This is a genomic window from Candidatus Pantoea gossypiicola, assembly GCF_008632075.1.
Lineage (GTDB): Bacteria > Pseudomonadota > Gammaproteobacteria > Enterobacterales > Enterobacteriaceae > Pantoea > Pantoea gossypiicola.
Genome location: NZ_VWVM01000011.1, coordinates 28,853 through 45,208, shown reverse-complemented (window position 1 = coordinate 45,208; position 16,356 = coordinate 28,853). Strand labels below are relative to the sequence as shown.

The following is a 16,356-nucleotide window of genomic DNA, read 5'->3' as shown; positions in this document are numbered from 1 at the left end:
AGGGTATACCATGTTTAAACGTTTACTGATGATTGCCATGCTGGTGGTGGCCGTACCGCTGACGGCGACAGCGGCCGATCAAAGCAATCCCTACAAGCTGATGAACGAAGCGGCGGAAAAGACCTTTACCCGTCTTAAAAATGAGCAGCCTAAAATCAAGCAGGATCCAAACTACCTGCGTCAGATTGTGCGTCAGGAGCTGCTGCCCTATGTACAGATCAAATATGCGGGCGCGTTAGTGCTGGGCCGCTACTATCGTGATTCGACTCCGGCGCAGCGTGAAGCCTACTTCAGCGCCTTTGGTGACTATCTGGCCCAGGCTTATGGTCAGGCACTGGCACTCTATAACGGTCAGAGCTACCAGATTCAGCCTGAGCAGCCATTGGGCGATGCTCAGATTGTCGCCATTCGGGTCTCCATTATCGATCCTAATGGTCGCCCGCCGGTTCGCCTCGACTTCCAGTGGCGTAAAAACAGCCAGACCGGTAACTGGCAGGCTTATGACATGATCGCTGAAGGCGTCAGCATGATCACCACTAAACAAAATGAGTGGAGCGATCTGTTGCGTACTAAAGGTATCGATGGTCTGACAGCGCAACTGAAATCCTCTGCGGCACAGCCCATCACGCTGGATAAACAAAAATAATGCACGAATCGTTACGCTGGGAGCGGGAAGCCAGCACGCTATTATTGAAAGGCGAACTGGATCGCGACACGTTAATGAGCCTGTGGCAGCAACGTGAGACGCTGATCAAAGATGTCGATACCATCGATGTCGCGGCGCTGGAGCGTGTGGACTCTTCCGGACTTGCCCTGCTGGTGCACCTGCGGGAAATCGCCCGGGCACAGGGGATTACGCCACGCTTTACGGGTATCAGCGACAAACTGCACTCACTGATTACGCTTTACAATCTGCAACAGATTATTGTTTCTGCGGATAAAAGCGCCTGATTTCCGGTTGTTATGCTAAGCCCCTGTTTTCAACAGGGGCTTTTGCGTATTTAAGAGTCAGCCGCTTTCCTCTACTATGTCAGCCTTATTATTATTAAGTGAAGTTAAGCCCAATGGAAAACAGTGAAATTCAGGCCGTGCTGATGGCCGCATTGCCTTTAGACGAAGTTCATGTGATGAGCAACGATGGCAGCCATTTTCAGGTGATCGCCGTAGGCGAACTGTTTGGCGAACTGAGCCGCGTGAAAAAACAGCAGGCTGTCTACGCGCCGCTGATGGAATTCATTGCGGATAACCGCATGCATGCTGTCTCTATCAAAACCTATACTCCCGCTGAATGGGCGCGTGACCGTAAACTCAACGGTTTCTGATCCCACAGCGTGGTGAACTCGCCGTGGGCGAGTCCAATTTTTAGCTAGTTAATTGAGAGCCGTGTTAATGGACAAATTTCGTGTGCAAGGCCCCACCCGCTTAAGTGGTGAAGTAACCATTTCCGGGGCAAAGAACGCCGCGCTTCCTATTCTGTTTGCTGCCCTGCTGGCTGAAGAGCCGGTAGAGATCCAGAATGTGCCAAAGCTGCGCGACATTGATACCACCATGAAGCTGCTGAGCCAGCTGGGTGCAAAGGTGGAGCGCAACGGTTCTGTGCATGTCGATGCCAGCGCGGTAGATGTATTCTGTGCGCCTTACGATCTGGTCAAAACCATGCGTGCCTCAATCTGGGCGCTGGGCCCACTGGTCGCACGTTTTGGTCAGGGGCAGGTTTCGCTACCGGGTGGCTGCGCAATTGGCGCGCGTCCGGTTGACCTGCACATTACCGGTCTGGAGCAACTGGGTGCCGAGATCAAGCTGGAAGAGGGCTATGTTAAAGCATCAGTTAATGGCCGCCTGAAGGGCGCGCTGATTGTCATGGACAAAATCAGCGTTGGCGCAACCGTGACCATTATGAGTGCTGCGACGCTGGCGACGGGTACTACCGTAATCGAGAATGCGGCGCGTGAGCCGGAAATTGTCGATACAGCCAACTTCCTGAACACGCTGGGTGCCCGCATCAGCGGTGCAGGCACTGATAAGATCACCATCGAAGGCGTCGAGCGTCTGGGCGGCGGTGTGTACCGCGTTCTGCCGGACCGCATCGAAGCCGGCACCTTCCTGGTGGCAGCCGCCATTTCAGGCGGCAAAGTGATGTGCCACAAAGCTCAGCCCGATACGATGGATGCGGTTCTCTCTAAACTGCGTGATGCGGGTGCCGATATCGAAACCGGTGAAGACTGGATCAGTCTGGATATGCACGGCAAGCGACCAAAAGCGGTCAACGTGCGCACCGCACCTCATCCGGGTTTCCCGACCGATATGCAGGCGCAGTTCACTCTGTTAAACATGGTTGCGGAAGGCACGGGCGTGATTACCGAGACCATTTTTGAAAACCGTTTCATGCATATCCCGGAACTGATTCGTATGGGCGGACATGCTGAGATTGAGAGCAACACAGCGATCTGTCACGGGGTTGAAACTCTGTCAGGTGCGCAGGTGATGGCGACCGATTTGCGTGCGTCTGCCAGCCTGGTTCTGGCTGGTTGCATTGCGGAAGGCACGACGTTCGTTGATCGCATTTATCATATTGATCGTGGCTATGAGCACATCGAAGATAAGCTGAAAGCGATGGGCGCGAACATTGAGCGCGTCAGCGAAGAGTAATTCTGCAGAGGCGCTGAAATAGCCAGCCCCCGCGGGGGCTGGTTTTTTTTCGTCTGAGGATCGCCTGGAATCTCAGGCGTTATTCGTCTGATCGGCAGGCGTCCGGATACGTTTTCTGCGATCCAGCAGACAGTTTGTATCGGGATCGTAATAGCGGCTGGGCCAGATCTCACTAGGATGAACCTGGATCGCGTCGGCAATCAGCCATTCGCCTTTGGGCCATGGACGCGTCAGTGCATTAGCCAGCGTTGATGAACTCAGTCCTGCTGCGCGTGACAGCGCCGCCAGGGTCATACCACGCTTATGCAGTGCCGCGATAATGTCAGCCGGGTGCCAGTCTTCCTTTCTTTCTTGCATAACCTGTTCTCCTTTTCCTTGTCATTGCATCGTCCAGCGAGACGCTGGCTTTCCTTTTACCACCATCTGGAAATAGCTGGAATTTTATAGCAAATATTTCCTGTTAATTTCCAGTAATATTTGGATCCAGCGCCTGGTCTGTGTAGTGGCACGCAGCAGGAGTGCAATAGCTAAGAGGGAACAAAAAGAAGTGAGAGCAGGAGCGTAAAAACGGAGCCCGGCAGGCTCCGGGAGGGATCAGAAGTCGCGCTGAACTGACATGTGCGCCAGCGACTCCAGCGCGCTGCGCCAGGGGGATTCGGGCAGAATCCGCAAGGCTTCAATCGCTTTATCCGCTTCCTGTTCCGCGCGGCTGCGCGTCCATTCCAGCGAACCACACTGATTCATCGCTTCCAGCACCGGCTCAAGCAGATGGCGGCCATTTCCCTGCTCAATGGCTTCACGGATCATCTTCGCCTGTTCAGGCGAGCCGTGCTGCATGGCATGCAGCAGCGGCAGCGTCGGTTTGCCTTCGCTCAGGTCATCGCCGGTATTTTTACCCAGCGTCTCGCCGTCAGCACTGTAATCCAGCAAATCGTCAATTAACTGGAAAGCGGTACCCAGATAGCGCCCATAATCCTGTAGCGCTTTTTCCTCTTCAGGTGTGGCTTCAGCCAGTATCGCCGAGGCCTGCGAAGCTGCTTCAAACAGGCGTGCGGTCTTACTGTAAATCACGCGCATGTAGCTCTCTTCGGTGATATCAGGATCGTTAACGTTCATCAGCTGCAGGACTTCGCCCTCAGCAATGACGTTTACTGCCTCTGACATCAGCGCCAGGATACGCAGCGACCCCATGCTGGTCATCATCTGGAAAGCGCGGGTGTAAATAAAATCACCGACCAGCACGCTTGCCGCATTGCCAAACGCCGCGTTCGCGGTCGCTTTGCCACGACGCATATCGGATTCATCCACAACGTCGTCATGCAGCAGCGTGGCGGTGTGGATAAATTCGATCAGCGCCGCATTGGTCACGTGCAGGTCGCCCTTGTAGCCCATGGCACGTGCGGATAGCACGGCAATCATGGGGCGGATACGCTTGCCCCCACCACTGATGATGTAGTAGCCCAACTGGTTGATGAGCGAGACATCTGAATTCAGCTGGTCGAGGATGGTCTGGTTAACGGCAGCCATATCCTGTGCGGTTAATTCATTAATCTGTTCTAAGTTCATTCGTCTTTTCAGCTATGACTCGTTATCTCTGCCATGGTAAGTGGTTTACCCAGCCAGCGTTCAGGTAATCTGTTACTGATTGTACTTGAATTTTGTGCCTGAGAAACGGTTGCATTCAGCCTGTGTTTTTTTTCTGCAAGAGTGTGCAAAGTGCTCTTGTCTTCTTCTGGAGTTTTGCGTAGAATTCGCGCCCTATTGTGAATATTTAGCGCGCCGCCTGATGAACTAAAAGGCAAGCGCAGAAGCGGAGTTTTATATGTACGCGGTTTTCCAAAGTGGTGGTAAACAACACCGAGTAAGCGAAGGTCAGACCGTTCGCCTGGAAAAGCTGGACATCGCAACCGGTGAAACGATTGAGTTTGACCAGGTTCTGATGATTGCTAATGGCGAAGACGTGAAAATCGGCGCGCCACTGGTTTCAGGCGGAATGATCAAGGCAGAAGTTGTTGCTCACGGTCGTGGCGAAAAAATTAAGATCGTTAAGTTTCGTCGTCGTAAGCACTACCGTAAGCAGGCTGGCCATCGCCAGTGGTTCACTGATGTGAAAATCACTGGTATCACGGCGTAAGAGGAGATCTGACAAATGGCACATAAAAAGGCTGGTGGCTCGACTCGAAATGGTCGTGACTCCAATGCAAAACGTCTGGGTGTAAAACGTTTCGGTGGCGAATCTGTTCTGGCAGGTAGCATCATCGTTCGTCAGCGTGGCACTAAATTCCACGCCGGTACCAATGTAGGTTGTGGTCGTGACCACACCCTGTTTGCTACCGTAGACGGTAAAGTACAGTTCGAAGTTAAAGGTCCGAACAACCGTAAATACATCAGCATCGTTGCTGAGTAAGGTTGTCGTGACGCAGACGTCTGACGTCTGAACGCACGAATTGAAGGCCCCGCAGCTCCTGCGGGGCTTTTTACATTCTGCGGTCTGTCGCGGTAAAAGCGACGCATCACAAAAGTTTGCTGTACACTTTGTGTACGCACTGGCGAAAGCCAATTCTGATTTATCCGCCGCTGGTCAGCGCAGAAGACCCTGGCGGACCCGTCTGCAGAGTGCTGCAGACGATTGTGTGACGGAGATTTAAATAATGAAGTTTGTTGATGAAGCGACAATTCTGGTCGTCGCCGGCGATGGCGGTAATGGTTGCGTCAGCTTCCGCCGCGAAAAATATATCCCGAGAGGCGGCCCTGACGGGGGCGATGGTGGTGACGGCGGTGACGTTTATCTGATCGCTGATGAAAACCTCAATACCCTTATCGATTATCGTTTCGAAAAATCTTTCCGCGCCGAGCGTGGACAGAACGGCCAGAGCCGCGACTGTACCGGTAAACGTGGTAAAGATATTGAAGTTAAAGTGCCGGTCGGCACCCGGGTTATCGACCAGGGTACCGGTGAGACACTTGGCGACATGACGCGCCACGGCCAGAAACTGATGGTCGGTAAAGGCGGCTGGCATGGCCTGGGCAACACCCGTTTCAAATCGTCAGTGAACCGCAGTCCGCGCCAGAAAACCATGGGTACCCCAGGTGAAAAGCGTGACCTGCAGCTGGAACTGATGCTGCTGGCGGACGTCGGGATGCTGGGCTTACCGAATGCCGGTAAATCGACCTTTATTCGTGCCGTCTCGGCTGCCAAACCTAAAGTAGCGGACTATCCGTTTACCACCCTGGTACCAAGCCTGGGCGTAGTGCGCATGGATAGCGAGCAGAGCTTCGTCGTGGCCGATATCCCGGGTCTGATTGAAGGTGCAGCAGAGGGCGCTGGCCTGGGTATTCGCTTCCTGAAGCACCTTGAACGCTGCCGCGTGTTGCTTCACCTGATCGACATCGACCCCATTGATGAAAGCGATCCGGTTGAAAATGCCCGTATCATCCTCGGCGAGCTGGAAAAATATAGCGAGAAGCTGTTCAACAAACCACGCTGGCTGGTCTTCAACAAAATTGATCTCATCAGTGAAGAAGAAGCGCAGTCACGGGCTAAAGCGGTTGCTGAAGCGCTGGGCTGGGAAGATAAGTATTACCTGATCTCTGCCGCAAGCCAGACCGGCGTCAAAGAACTCTGCTGGGACGTGATGAGCTTCATCAACGCTAACCCGAAAGAAGCGGAGCTCGAAGAGAAGCAGCCAGAGAAAGTGGAATTCATGTGGGATGATTACCACAAAGAAACCATTGAAAACACGGTCGAAGTGGAAGATGAAGAGTGGGATGACGACTGGGATGATGAAGACGACGAAGGCGTTGAAATTATCTATCAGCGTTAACAGAACGCCTGCTACTGCGTGATAAGCGATGCCCTCTTTTAGTGCTGAAAGAGGGCATCGTTCTTTCTGCCGCTAGCGCATGACCGCTACGCTCAATCGCGCGCTGCAGCACAGCTGATCCCGACTGTTCCGAATCTCAATCTGCCAGCTCTGACTGCGTTTACCCAGATGCAGTGGACGGCAGGTCCCCCGCACCCGTCCCGCTGACACCGCACGATGATGGCTGGCGTTCACTTCAACACCGACCACGCTGCTGCCCTCTTCAACCGCCAGATACCCGGCAATCGAACCCATCGACTCCGCCAGCACCACGGAGGCGCCGCCATGCAGCAACCCGAACGGCTGCTGCGTGCGGGCATCGACTGGCATCGTCGCTTCCAGATAATCGTCACCGATTGCGGTAAAAACGATCCCCAGATGCGCCACCAGTGAGTGCTCACCGAGCGCGTTCAGTGCAGGAAGATCAATGGATCGTTTCCAGATCGCTGTCATCATCAGGCCCCCAGGGTTGCGCCGCCATCGACCACAATATCCTGCAGCGTCACATGGCTGGCAAGATCCGACGCGAGAAACAGAACGGTGGCCGCAATTTCCTGCGGCTGCGCGATTTTGCCCAGCGGAATACCCAGCTTGAACTGATCCGGGAAGCCCGCAATCATCTCCTGCTCGCCGGTCGGTGTATGCCACAGACTGCGCTGCATAGCGGTGTCAGTGGAGCCAGGCGAAACAATATTACAGCGCACACCGTAAGGCGCCATTTCCAGACCCACAGTCAGACAGAGGCTGCGCAGCGCGGCTTTTGACGCACCATAAGCGGACATGCCGATACGTGGGGCATGCGCTGAATTCGAGGCGACAGTAACGATGGCACCGGTGCGCTGTTCACGAAAGCGCGGCAGCGTCTGCTGGAACAGATTAAACGCACCGCCTGCATTGACGTTAAGACAGGCCTGCCAGTCAGCAAATGACAGCGCATCGGTGGCACCAGTACGCAGAATACCCGCTGCGTTGACCAGCACATCGATGCGCGGCTGGGCGGTCAGCACCCGCTGACACACTGATTTTACCTGCGCCGGATCGGCAATATCCATGGTGTGACAGGAAAACGGATAGTCATGATCCTGGAACCGCAGATCAAACGCCTCTACCTGCGCGCCTGCCTGATGAAAGGCCAGCGCTGTGTGGTAGCCAATGCCCTGACCGGCACCGGTCACCCAGACGATTTTACCGCTGAAGTCGGTTACATGGCTCATTCAGCAGGCTCCCGCGACAGCAGCGCCCACCAGCCGTCGATGCTCGGGTTCTTGGCCAGGCTGACAAAATCGATATCACGATGTACCTGACGCCAGCGTGCCGCCAGCGCCATCACGCGTACCGAATCCAGCCCGTAGTCGATCAGGTTTTCATCATCGTCCGGCACCTCATCATCTTCCAGCAGCGGCAGGATCAGCGCGCGCAGTTCGTCTTTGCTGAGCGGTACAGGCATCAGATCGGCGGTCATCACCACTTTTCCGCTCCGACCCGCGGTGTAGGTCAGCGCCATCATATGTTCATCACGGCTGAAGTCAGCCAGCGCATCAGCCACCATAAACGGCTGAATATTACGCATAAACGCATCCGTGGCGGTGGTCAGGCAGCCGATATGGGCATAGACGCCGGTAATAATCAGCTGATCGCGGCCCATCTCCTGCAGGATCGCCTCCAGCGGCGAGCGGTGAAACGCACTGTAGCGCCACTTGGTCAGGACCTGATCGTGCTCATCCGGTGCCAGCGCCTCCACGATCTTCTGCTGATCGGGATGTTTATTCAGGCCGGGTCCCCACATATCGTTGAGCAGCGCACGATCTTCATCGCTCTGCGCGTTGGGCTGAGCGGTGTAAAACACTGGAATACCCTGCGCTTTGCAGTAGCGTCGCAGGCGGGCAATATTGTTAACGACCTGCTCAACCAGCGGGCTGTTATCGCCCCAGAAGTTAAGGAAATAGCGCTGCATATCGTGGATCAGCAGGGCGGCACGGCCTGGCTCCAGTGTCCATTTCACCTTGTTGTTCGGCAGCTCAGTGGCGTCAGGCAGCGGATAAGAGGTCAGTTGTGGGATAGCCATTAAAATTCTCCGGACAGATCAGGCTTGCGCGCGTTGATCGGCAAGTTGTTGGCGCAGACGTTTTTTATCCACCTTGCCGACCGCGGTCAGCGGCAGGGCATCTACGCAGGTAATACGGTCGGGCAGCTTAAATTCGGCGACGCCCAGTTCACGCAGGTGACGACGCAGCGCCACCGGTTTCACCGGCTGACGCGTGACAATAAACGCGCAGCTCTTTTCACCCATCAGTTCGTCGCTCATAGAGACCAGCGCCGCGTGGATCACATCCGCATGGCGCTGCAGAAGGTTTTCGATCTCTTCAGCTGCGATCTTTTCGCCGCCCCGGTTGATCTGATCTTTTTCCCGACCCTGCACAATGATGTTGCCAGCGGGGGTAATTTCGACCAGATCGCCAGAGCAGTAGAAGCCCTGGTCATCAAAGCTGGTGGCGTTATGTTCGGGACTGTTGTAGTAGCCACGGAACGTATAAGGACCGCGCGTCATCAGGCGACCAATGGCACCGACCGGGAGCGGATGTCCCTGTTCGTCGGCAACCCATACCTCATCATCCGGAGAGATAGGGCGTCCCTGCGTAGTGAGAATGGTCTGTTCATCGTCATCCAGCCGGGTGTAATTCACCAGACCTTCCGCCATCCCAAACACCTGCTGAAGGGTACAGCCGATCTCGTTCTGGATGCGCGCGGCCAGCGTTTCGCCCAGCTTTGCGCCACCGACCTGAATACGTTGCAGTGAGGCCAGCGCGGCATTGCTGCCCCCTTCCTGAATCGCCTGCAGCCAGAGACTGGCCGCGGGTGGAACCAGGCCGGTATCAGTAACCTGATGCTTTTCAATCAGCGGGAAACAGAGGGTCGCGCTGGGATCGGCCGCTAAGATCACCTGGCCGCCCGCGTAAAAGACGCCCAGCGCGCCCGGAGAACTCATCGGGAAATTATGCGCAGCGGGCAGGGCAATCAGGTAACGGGTATCTGCGTTGACCCCGCAGATCACGTCACTTTCCCGGATGCTGTAGTAGTAATCATTGTGGGTACGCGGGATCAGTTTCGGGGTGCCGGTACTGCCGCCTGACAGCTGGAAAAAAGCGACTTCATCGCCTGCGGTCGGGGTTGCCCTGAAGTCATCTGCGGGTTCTGCCAGCAGGGCGTTGAGACTGTTTTCCGCATGAGCATCATTACGCAGGATCACCTGCTGCAGTGAAGGCTGCTCACGGCGAAGCTGCGTAATAAAGGCGTCATCGGTGAACAGGGGATGGCTGCGATCGGCAATCAACAGGCGCGGCGCGATCTGACTGGCATAGGCGGCCAGTTCGGTACGCTGATGGCTGAACAGCGCGTTAACCGGGGCGACGCCGATTTTGAACAGCGCAAACAGCGTCAGGTAAAATTCTGCCACGTTCCCAAGCTGTACCAGCGCCGTATCGCCGGGTTTCAGGCCACGTCGCTGCAGTGCCGCTGCCAGATTGTCACTCAGTGAGGCCAGCTGGCGATAGGTAAATTGCCGGTCGCCATCAATCACCGCCAGGCATTCGCTGTCGCGGTGACGATCCAGGATGTCGGTCATCGGCAGATCCAGCCAGAACCCTTTTTCACGGTAACGAGCAGCCAGATCGTCCGGCCAGCGGCTGTAAGAAATCGTCATACAGGTTCCTTTATCGCAATTATTGCAATCCAAAAGCGCGAAGCATGGTGTCGAGTTTGACGCCGGTCTCGCGCCACTCTGATTCAGGTTGTGAGTCCGCCACGATCCCCGCGCCAGCAAACAGTCGGATCCGTGGACCATTCACCGTGCCGCAGCGAATGGTAACGACCCATTCGCCATCACCCTGATCGTCACACCAGCCGACGATGCCACCAAACAGCTGACGCTCAAAGGGTTCAAGTTGCTGAATCAGCGCCTGAGCACGCTGATGCGGAAAGCCGCTGAGCGCTGGTGTCGGATGCAGCAGGCAGGCCAGTGACAGCGCATTTTCGCGATCGTCCAGTACTTCGCCCCGAATCTGCGTAGCGAGGTGCCACAGCGTCGCGGTGGTCAGCAGAGAAGGGGTTTCCGGGACCGACAGCAGGCGACTGCGTGGCTGCAGCGTCATGCGCATCGCATCCGTCACCAGCTTATGTTCATGCCGGTCTTTGGCTGACTGCATCAGGCTGTCACCTGAGGCCAGGTCACGCTGTGGATCGCTGTTGCGCGGCGCTGAACCGGCCAGCGGACAGGAGCTGAACTGGCGGCCCTGCTTACGGATCATCAGTTCAGGGCTGGCACCCACCAGCGCGCCGCCATCGGGCAGCGGCAGATGAAAGTGATAGCTGTCAGGGTTCTGCGCCACGATGCGCTGCATCAGGGCGGCCGTATCAACCGGCTGTTCCGCCACAATTTCCATCAGCCGCGACAGCACCACTTTATCCGGATCGCCGCGCTGCGTGGCTGCCACGGCCTGCGCAACCATGTCAGTGAAGGTGTCGTGATCCGGCAGCGCCGTACGGCGACGAACTTCTGGCAGATCGCTTTCAGCCGATGCGGCGCGGGCTTTCAGATCGTCACGCTGAAAGGTCTGATACGACTCAGGGATAAACAGTGCTGCGGGCTGATCCACATCGAACGGGATCGCCCCCACCAGAATGGGATGGGCTATGCCCTGTTTTCTGGCCGAGGCAAAATGATGCTGTAGTTGTTGCTGAAACTCTCCGGTCAGCTGCTCGCCCTGGTTTACCGGGGCAGTGAGTGTCGTAAAGCAGCCCTGAGTCGTCAGACTTCGCCAGGGAGAGGTAAACAGGAAGCCACGGCAGAGTGCCGGAAAATCCTGCAACAGGGGATGTTCAAATGCCCGCGATTCCACCATAATTGCACCTATAAATGATAAGATAACTAATAATGATTATCATTTGTATTATGTTGCAGTAACCTACGTCGATTAGCCAAAGGTGTCAATAAATACGCGGTGATTCGGCTGGTTTTGTTGGTTAAATCAGCACAAGTTGTCGCCCGGATTACCGGAGAGTAAAAGGATGAAAACAAATGACTAAACAGGGGGTAACGTCGGCATTAGCGCTGTTTTTCCTGAGTATCACGCTGTTCAGCGTGACCGCTGTTGCACAGAGCGGCTGGCCGCGAACGATCACCGGGGCAAAAGGTCAGGTCACCCTGGCTCAGGCACCGACTCGCATTGTCTCGACCAGTGTTACCCTGACCGGATCGCTGCTGGCAATTGATGCACCGGTCGTCGCCAGTGGCGCAACCGCACCTGGCAGCCGGCTGGCTGATGAGCAGGGATTCTTCCGGCAGTGGAGTCGTGTGGCAAAACAGCGTGGCGTAAAGCGGCTCTATATTGGTGAACCCAATGCTGAAGCGATTGCTGCAGAAGCGCCAGACCTGATTGTGGTCAGCGCCACCGGTAATGATTCAGCGATCAAACTGGCCGATCAGCTCTCAGCTATTGCGCCGGTACTGGTCGTCAACTATGACGATAAAAGCTGGCAGCAGCTGGTGACACTGCTGGGTGAGGCGACCGGACATGAGGCTGATGCTGCTGCCCGGATAAGCGAGTCCGACGCGCGTGAAAAGGCGCTGAAAGCAAAGCTGACCCTGCCTCCGCAGCCGGTTTCTGCGATGGTGTGGAACGGGGATGGTCGGGCAGTGAATCTCTGGACAGAGGCATCGGCACAGGGGAAGTTACTGCAGGAGCTGGGCTTCACGCTGGCAACGCCACCAGCGACGCTTCCGTCCGGTCACAGCATGGGACAGCGTAAAGATATTCTTCAGCTGTCAGGTGAAAATCTGGCGGCAGGCCTGAATGGACGGACTTATCTGCTGTTTGCCGCCGAAGATAACACTGCTGCGCAGGTGATGAGTAACCCTTTCCTGGAGCAAACCCCGGCGGTGCGCGCTAAAGCGGTCTATGCGCTGGGGCTGGATAGCTTTCGTCTCGACTACTACAGCGCCAGTAATTTGCTGTCACGGCTGGAAGCGCTGTTCGTGAAATCATGATGTGGCCTCGGCGGGGGCAGGCAGTTGATAGCGTCGCAGGCGGGCCATGAGCAGCCACATGACGATACCCAGCACGGTGGCTGCCAGAGCAGAGAGGGCGGCTGCCTGCTGCGGCAACAGCAGTGAACCCATCGCGCCAATGATTGCTGCACCTGTCGCATCGCCGGTGACATTCTGCGCTGTCCAGAGGCTGTTGATCCTGCCAGGCAGTGCATCGGGCGTCAGCGTCTGAATCATCGCATACTGCACCAGGCAGCTGATGGCACTGACCAAAGGCCATGAGGCAGATCAGACTCAGGCTGAACCACGGTATCAGGCTGAACAGAGCCAGTGCGACGAAGGTCGCGATGGCTCTGGCCTGACTCAGACCGCCCGGCTGTGGCGACTGCGCCAGCCGTCCGCTTGTCAGCGCACCCGTCGCAGCACCCAGCGGCACGGCGGCGAACATCAGCCCCAGGCTGATGGCATCCGCCTTCATCAGAATCTCACGCCCGACCAGCGCCGTGACGCCTGTCGCGCCGAAAAAGCCATTCCAGAGTCCTGGCACGAAGACGGCGATGACCGACGGTTAAGTGAGCAGGGCATTAATGCACAACGCGGCAAAGCCCAGGCCAGAGGTGGATCGGGCAAACAGGATCAGGCGACGGCGCTCAAGGCGATCGGCCAGCAGGCCGATAAACATACCGGCTTCGGCCAGCGTCACCGCCAGTCCTGCCAGTAGCGGCGATTGCGTCAGTTGCTGAATCTGAACCGGGACCGTCAGCGCCAGCATGCCGGGAGCGATAATCGAGATACAACGGGCGATAAACAGGGCGCGAAAGGCGGGATGGGTTTCAGCAGAGTAAGCTCGATAAAGTGGGAGGGTTTGTTCATAGAGTCCCTTTTATCCACCCATTTTCCTCATTATTGACTCTGAGAGTCATGGTAACATACAAAAAAACAGCCAATAACGATAACAAGTATCATTATCATAAAGACTCGCAATTGCGAGCTATGTTGAATCCGTGAAGGTTTAAATGTTATGCGTCCACTCCATGCAATAGCCGGTTCAGGGATAGTGCTATTGTTGCTTATCGCGCTCAGCCTGATGCTCGGTGCCAGATCTATCCCCTTTCATGATGTTACACATGCCTTACTTTCCGACTGTAGCCGCGTCGATTGTGTGATCGTGCGCGATGCCCGGCTGCCGCGAACCCTGGCGGGATTGCTGGCCGGGATCAGTTTAGGTCTGGCAGGCGCACTGATGCAGAGCCTGACGCGCAATCCACTGGCCGACCCAGGCATTCTTGGTGTTAATGCCGGAGCGGGTTTTGCGGTGGTGCTCGGCATCGCCCTCTCTGGCGCAGATTCACCTGCAGAATGGCTGGGTTTTGCTTTTATGGGCGCACTGCTGGCGTCGCTGCTGGTGGCCCTGACGGCGGCGATCGGCGGCGGGCGCGTTAATCCGCTGCGTCTGACGCTGGCAGGCGTGGCGCTGGGTGCGGTGCTGGAGGGTTTAACGTCTGGCCTGTCGCTGCTTAATCCCGATATTTACGATCATCTGCGTTTCTGGCACAGCGGTTCGCTGGATATCCGCAATTTCGCCATTCTGCGCACTGTCTTTCCGGCGGTCGTTGCCGGGAGCCTGCTGGCGCTACTGCTGGCACCTTCGCTCAACAGCCTGAGTATGGGCGGGGATATGGCAACCGCGCTGGGCACCCGTGTGATGCGTACTCAACTGGTGGGATTGCTGGCGATTGCACTGCTGAGCGGTGCGGCGACGGCGGCAGTCGGACCCATCGCCTTTGTTGGATTAATGACACCGCATCTGGCCCGCTGGCTGTTGGGCAACGATCATCGCTGGATGCTGCCGGGGACACTTGTAATCACTCCCTGTCTGCTGCTGGCCGCCGATATTCTGGGACGGCTGATGGTGCAGGGTGAACTGCGCGTGTCAATTGTTACGGCCATTCTCGGTGCGCCGATGCTGATTGTGCTGGTGCGCCGAAAGCTGGGAAGAGGGCAAATATGACACGGATGATGATCAATGCGTTACTGCTGTTGATGGCCTGCGGGGTACTGGCTTTTCTGGGCGTCACGCGCGGCACCTTACCGATCTCCGCCAGCCAGTTATGGGCACTTTTCAACGGCGAGGCGGCGCGCAATGTTCAGCTCATTGTGCTGGAGTGGCGTCTGCCGCGCGTCATGATGGCCCTGCTGATTGGTGCAGCGCTGGGCGTCAGTGGGGCGATTTTTCAGTCGCTGCTGCGCAACCCGCTGGGCAGTCCCGATATTCTGGGTTTTAACACCGGCGCTTACAGCGGCGTGCTGGTGGCGCTGGTGCTGTTCCAGCAAAACATGGAAGGGATGACGCTGGCGGCACTGGCAGGCGGGCTGCTCACGGCGGGTGTGGTCTGGCTGTTCAGCTGGCGCAACGGCGTGGAGACCTTTCGGCTGATTATTGTGGGCATCAGCGTGCGGGCGCTGCTGATGGCGCTGAACAGCTGGCTGATTATCAGTGCTTCACTGGAGGCGGCACTGAGCGCCGGGCTCTGGAGCGCCGGTTCACTTAACGGCATTACCTGGGCGAAAACCACGGTGGTGATCGCCGTGCTGCTGCTGGCGCTGCTGGCAACAGGCATGCTGGCCCGCCGCATGCGACTGCTGGAGATGGGTGACGACACGGCCTGCGCGCTGGGCGTTCCGGTTGAGCGCAGCCGCGTCATGCTGATGCTGACGGGTGTTATCCTCACCGCCGCCTCGACGGCGCTGGTCGGTCCGATCTCCTTTATTGCGCTGCTGGCACCGCAGATTGCGCGACGTCTCAGTGGTGGCACCAAAGGCGCGCTGCCGCTGGCTGCGTTGTGTGGCGCGCTGCTGTTAATCGCCGCGGATTACGCCGCGCAGCACTTTTTCCTGCCTTATCAGCTGCCGGTTGGCGTGATTACGGTCAGCCTGGGCGGACTCTATCTGATTGCGCTACTGGTGCGGGAGGCACGACGCTAATGAAAGTGACAACACGATTGCAGGGCGACGCGCTGACGCTGGGCTATGACAAAAAAATCGTGGCGGAGAATCTCTCTGTGGCGATCCCTGACGGTGAACTGACCGTGATCATCGGGCCCAACGCCTGCGGAAAATCAACGCTGCTGCGTACCTTAAGCCGCCTGGTCTCGCCGCTGCAGGGTGAGGTGCTGCTGGATGGCAATACCATTGCTCACTACGCGACCAAAGAGGTGGCACGCCGGCTAGGGCTGCTGCCGCAAAGCTCGAACGCGCCTGCGGGTATCAGCGTCAGCGAACTGGTGGCGCGCGGGCGTTATCCGCACCAGTCGTTGTTTGGGCGCTGGCGACAGGAAGATGAGGCGGCGGTGCAGCAGGCCATGCAGGCCACTGGCGTGGCCGATTTAGCGCAGCAGCAGGTTGATACGCTCTCTGGCGGTCAGCGGCAGCGGGTGTGGATTGCGATGGTGCTGGCTCAGCAGACACCGCTATTGCTGCTGGATGAACCGACCACCTGGCTGGATATTGCCCATCAGATTGAACTGCTGGAATTAATGCAGGATCTCAATCAGCAGCATGGACGAACGCTGGTGGTGGTGCTGCACGATCTTAATCAGGCGTGCCGCTACGCCAGCCATCTGATAGCGATGCGCGACGGGAAAATCGTTGCCGAAGGGAAACCGGCGGAGATTGTAACGCCGGAACTGATAGAAACGATCTATGGCCTGCGCTGCATTATCATCAGCGATCCAGTGGCCGGTACGCCGATGATTGTACCGCTGGGCAGAGGCTGACCCGCGCCCTCTCCGGCGAAAAAAG

The 16,356-nt window shown here is 56.8% G+C and carries 18 protein-coding genes and 1 pseudogene; 11 read left to right on the top strand and 8 right to left on the bottom strand.

What is annotated here, in order from left to right:
• The first annotated feature begins 10 nt into the window (after positions 1-10).
• From mlaC to murA, 4 genes are all read left to right on the top strand, one after another.
• Positions 11-646, top strand: a complete 636-nt coding sequence (gene mlaC, locus F3I20_RS14865; RefSeq protein WP_033731285.1) for a phospholipid-binding protein MlaC — start codon at positions 11-13, stop codon at positions 644-646.
• Positions 646-951 carry a lipid asymmetry maintenance protein MlaB gene (mlaB, locus tag F3I20_RS14860; RefSeq protein WP_010251883.1) on the top strand — a complete coding sequence of 102 codons (306 nt, stop codon included), beginning with the start codon at positions 646-648 and terminating at the stop codon, positions 949-951. The genes mlaC and mlaB overlap by 1 nt, the downstream gene beginning before the upstream one ends.
• 113 nt (positions 952-1,064) lie before the next feature.
• Positions 1,065-1,322, top strand: coding sequence for a BolA family iron metabolism protein IbaG (gene ibaG, locus F3I20_RS14855; protein ID WP_003851098.1), 258 nt, complete (start codon positions 1,065-1,067; stop codon positions 1,320-1,322).
• A 67-nt stretch (positions 1,323-1,389) separates the two neighbouring features.
• Positions 1,390-2,649 carry a UDP-N-acetylglucosamine 1-carboxyvinyltransferase gene (gene murA, locus F3I20_RS14850; RefSeq protein WP_009092454.1) on the top strand — a complete coding sequence of 420 codons (1,260 nt, stop codon included), beginning with the start codon at positions 1,390-1,392 and terminating at the stop codon, positions 2,647-2,649.
• 72 nt (positions 2,650-2,721) lie between these two features.
• On the opposite strand, the gene F3I20_RS14845 is transcribed toward murA, so the two are convergent.
• Positions 2,722-3,006, bottom strand: a complete 285-nt coding sequence (locus tag F3I20_RS14845; RefSeq protein WP_150011837.1) for a helix-turn-helix domain-containing protein — start codon at positions 3,004-3,006, stop codon at positions 2,722-2,724.
• Between the two features lie 237 nt (positions 3,007-3,243).
• Entirely contained in the window at positions 3,244-4,215 is a 972-nt protein-coding gene (gene ispB, locus F3I20_RS14840; RefSeq protein ID WP_008925415.1) for an octaprenyl diphosphate synthase, read from the bottom strand.
• A 256-nt stretch (positions 4,216-4,471) separates the two neighbouring features.
• Here ispB and rplU point away from each other — a divergent pair, with 256 nt between their 5' ends.
• From rplU to cgtA, 3 genes are all read left to right on the top strand, one after another.
• Positions 4,472-4,783 (top strand): 50S ribosomal protein L21, encoded by a 312-nt coding sequence (gene rplU, locus F3I20_RS14835; RefSeq protein WP_008925416.1) that lies wholly within the window; start codon positions 4,472-4,474, stop codon positions 4,781-4,783.
• Positions 4,784-4,798: 15 nt separating this feature from the next.
• On the top strand, positions 4,799-5,056 hold the full coding sequence (rpmA, locus tag F3I20_RS14830; protein WP_150011835.1) for a 50S ribosomal protein L27: 258 nt from the start codon (positions 4,799-4,801) through the stop codon (positions 5,054-5,056).
• Positions 5,057-5,300: 244 nt separating this feature from the next.
• A complete protein-coding gene (gene cgtA / locus F3I20_RS14825) occupies positions 5,301-6,473 on the top strand; it encodes an Obg family GTPase CgtA (protein ID WP_013359890.1) in 1,173 nt (390 codons plus the stop codon).
• 72 nt (positions 6,474-6,545) lie between these two features.
• Here the strand turns inward: cgtA and F3I20_RS14820 are convergent, their stop codons facing one another.
• From F3I20_RS14820 to F3I20_RS14800, 5 genes are read right to left on the bottom strand one after another with little or no spacing between them, the layout of a single operon-like run.
• Positions 6,546-6,965, bottom strand: a complete 420-nt coding sequence (locus F3I20_RS14820) for a hotdog fold thioesterase (protein WP_190286165.1) — start codon at positions 6,963-6,965, stop codon at positions 6,546-6,548.
• Positions 6,966-6,967: 2 nt separating this feature from the next.
• Positions 6,968-7,726, bottom strand: coding sequence for a 2,3-dihydro-2,3-dihydroxybenzoate dehydrogenase (gene dhbA / locus F3I20_RS14815; protein ID WP_150037904.1), 759 nt, complete (start codon positions 7,724-7,726; stop codon positions 6,968-6,970).
• Positions 7,723-8,577: an isochorismatase family protein gene (locus F3I20_RS14810; protein WP_150037905.1), complete on the bottom strand. Its 855-nt coding sequence runs from the start codon at positions 8,575-8,577 to the stop codon at positions 7,723-7,725. Before F3I20_RS14810 ends, dhbA begins: the two co-directional genes overlap by 4 nt.
• Positions 8,578-8,595: 18 nt before the next feature.
• The gene (locus tag F3I20_RS14805; RefSeq protein ID WP_150037906.1) at positions 8,596-10,212 is read right to left on the bottom strand and encodes a (2,3-dihydroxybenzoyl)adenylate synthase; all 1,617 of its coding nucleotides are present in this window, start codon (positions 10,210-10,212) and stop codon (positions 8,596-8,598) included.
• A 19-nt stretch (positions 10,213-10,231) separates the two neighbouring features.
• On the bottom strand, positions 10,232-11,410 hold the full coding sequence (locus F3I20_RS14800; protein ID WP_150037907.1) for an isochorismate synthase: 1,179 nt from the start codon (positions 11,408-11,410) through the stop codon (positions 10,232-10,234).
• 176 nt (positions 11,411-11,586) lie between these two features.
• Here F3I20_RS14800 and fepB point away from each other — a divergent pair, with 176 nt between their 5' ends.
• Entirely contained in the window at positions 11,587-12,555 is a 969-nt protein-coding gene (gene fepB / locus F3I20_RS14795; RefSeq protein ID WP_150037908.1) for a Fe2+-enterobactin ABC transporter substrate-binding protein, read from the top strand.
• Here the strand turns inward: fepB and F3I20_RS14790 are convergent.
• Positions 12,550-13,428 (bottom strand): annotated as a pseudogene (locus tag F3I20_RS14790) (MFS transporter). The gene fepB and the pseudogene F3I20_RS14790 overlap by 6 nt on opposite strands.
• Positions 13,429-13,576: 148 nt before the next feature.
• On the opposite strand from F3I20_RS14790, the gene fepD reads away from it, so the two are divergent.
• The 3 genes from fepD to F3I20_RS14775 are packed head-to-tail and all read left to right on the top strand — an operon-like array spanning position 13,577 to position 16,331.
• Positions 13,577-14,566, top strand: a complete 990-nt coding sequence (gene fepD / locus F3I20_RS14785) for a Fe(3+)-siderophore ABC transporter permease (protein WP_150037909.1) — start codon at positions 13,577-13,579, stop codon at positions 14,564-14,566.
• Positions 14,563-15,540, top strand: coding sequence for an iron-enterobactin ABC transporter permease (fepG, locus tag F3I20_RS14780; protein WP_150037910.1), 978 nt, complete (start codon positions 14,563-14,565; stop codon positions 15,538-15,540). Before fepD ends, fepG begins: the two co-directional genes overlap by 4 nt.
• Positions 15,540-16,331: an ATP-binding cassette domain-containing protein gene (locus tag F3I20_RS14775; protein ID WP_150037911.1), complete on the top strand. Its 792-nt coding sequence runs from the start codon at positions 15,540-15,542 to the stop codon at positions 16,329-16,331. Before fepG ends, F3I20_RS14775 begins: the two co-directional genes overlap by 1 nt.
• Positions 16,332-16,356: the final 25 nt, after the last annotated feature.

Bases quoted from the DNA above. Each gene is read 5' to 3' on its own strand.
- mlaC (WP_033731285.1), top strand. From the start codon at position 11: ATGTTTAAACGTTTACTGATGATTGCCATGCTGGTGGTGGCCGTACCG.
- mlaB (WP_010251883.1), top strand. From the start codon at position 646: ATGCACGAATCGTTACGCTGGGAGCGGGAAGCCAGCACGCTATTATTG.
- ibaG (WP_003851098.1), top strand. From the start codon at position 1,065: ATGGAAAACAGTGAAATTCAGGCCGTGCTGATGGCCGCATTGCCTTTA.
- murA (WP_009092454.1), top strand. From the start codon at position 1,390: ATGGACAAATTTCGTGTGCAAGGCCCCACCCGCTTAAGTGGTGAAGTA.
- F3I20_RS14845 (WP_150011837.1), bottom strand. From the start codon at position 3,006: ATGCAAGAAAGAAAGGAAGACTGGCACCCGGCTGACATTATCGCGGCA.
- ispB (WP_008925415.1), bottom strand. From the start codon at position 4,215: ATGAACTTAGAACAGATTAATGAATTAACCGCACAGGATATGGCTGCC.
- rplU (WP_008925416.1), top strand. From the start codon at position 4,472: ATGTACGCGGTTTTCCAAAGTGGTGGTAAACAACACCGAGTAAGCGAA.
- rpmA (WP_150011835.1), top strand. From the start codon at position 4,799: ATGGCACATAAAAAGGCTGGTGGCTCGACTCGAAATGGTCGTGACTCC.
- cgtA (WP_013359890.1), top strand. From the start codon at position 5,301: ATGAAGTTTGTTGATGAAGCGACAATTCTGGTCGTCGCCGGCGATGGC.
- F3I20_RS14820 (WP_190286165.1), bottom strand. From the start codon at position 6,965: ATGACAGCGATCTGGAAACGATCCATTGATCTTCCTGCACTGAACGCG.
- dhbA (WP_150037904.1), bottom strand. From the start codon at position 7,726: ATGAGCCATGTAACCGACTTCAGCGGTAAAATCGTCTGGGTGACCGGT.
- F3I20_RS14810 (WP_150037905.1), bottom strand. From the start codon at position 8,577: ATGGCTATCCCACAACTGACCTCTTATCCGCTGCCTGACGCCACTGAG.
- F3I20_RS14805 (WP_150037906.1), bottom strand. From the start codon at position 10,212: ATGACGATTTCTTACAGCCGCTGGCCGGACGATCTGGCTGCTCGTTAC.
- F3I20_RS14800 (WP_150037907.1), bottom strand. From the start codon at position 11,410: ATGGTGGAATCGCGGGCATTTGAACATCCCCTGTTGCAGGATTTTCCG.
- fepB (WP_150037908.1), top strand. From the start codon at position 11,587: ATGACTAAACAGGGGGTAACGTCGGCATTAGCGCTGTTTTTCCTGAGT.
- fepD (WP_150037909.1), top strand. From the start codon at position 13,577: ATGCGTCCACTCCATGCAATAGCCGGTTCAGGGATAGTGCTATTGTTG.
- fepG (WP_150037910.1), top strand. From the start codon at position 14,563: ATGACACGGATGATGATCAATGCGTTACTGCTGTTGATGGCCTGCGGG.
- F3I20_RS14775 (WP_150037911.1), top strand. From the start codon at position 15,540: ATGAAAGTGACAACACGATTGCAGGGCGACGCGCTGACGCTGGGCTAT.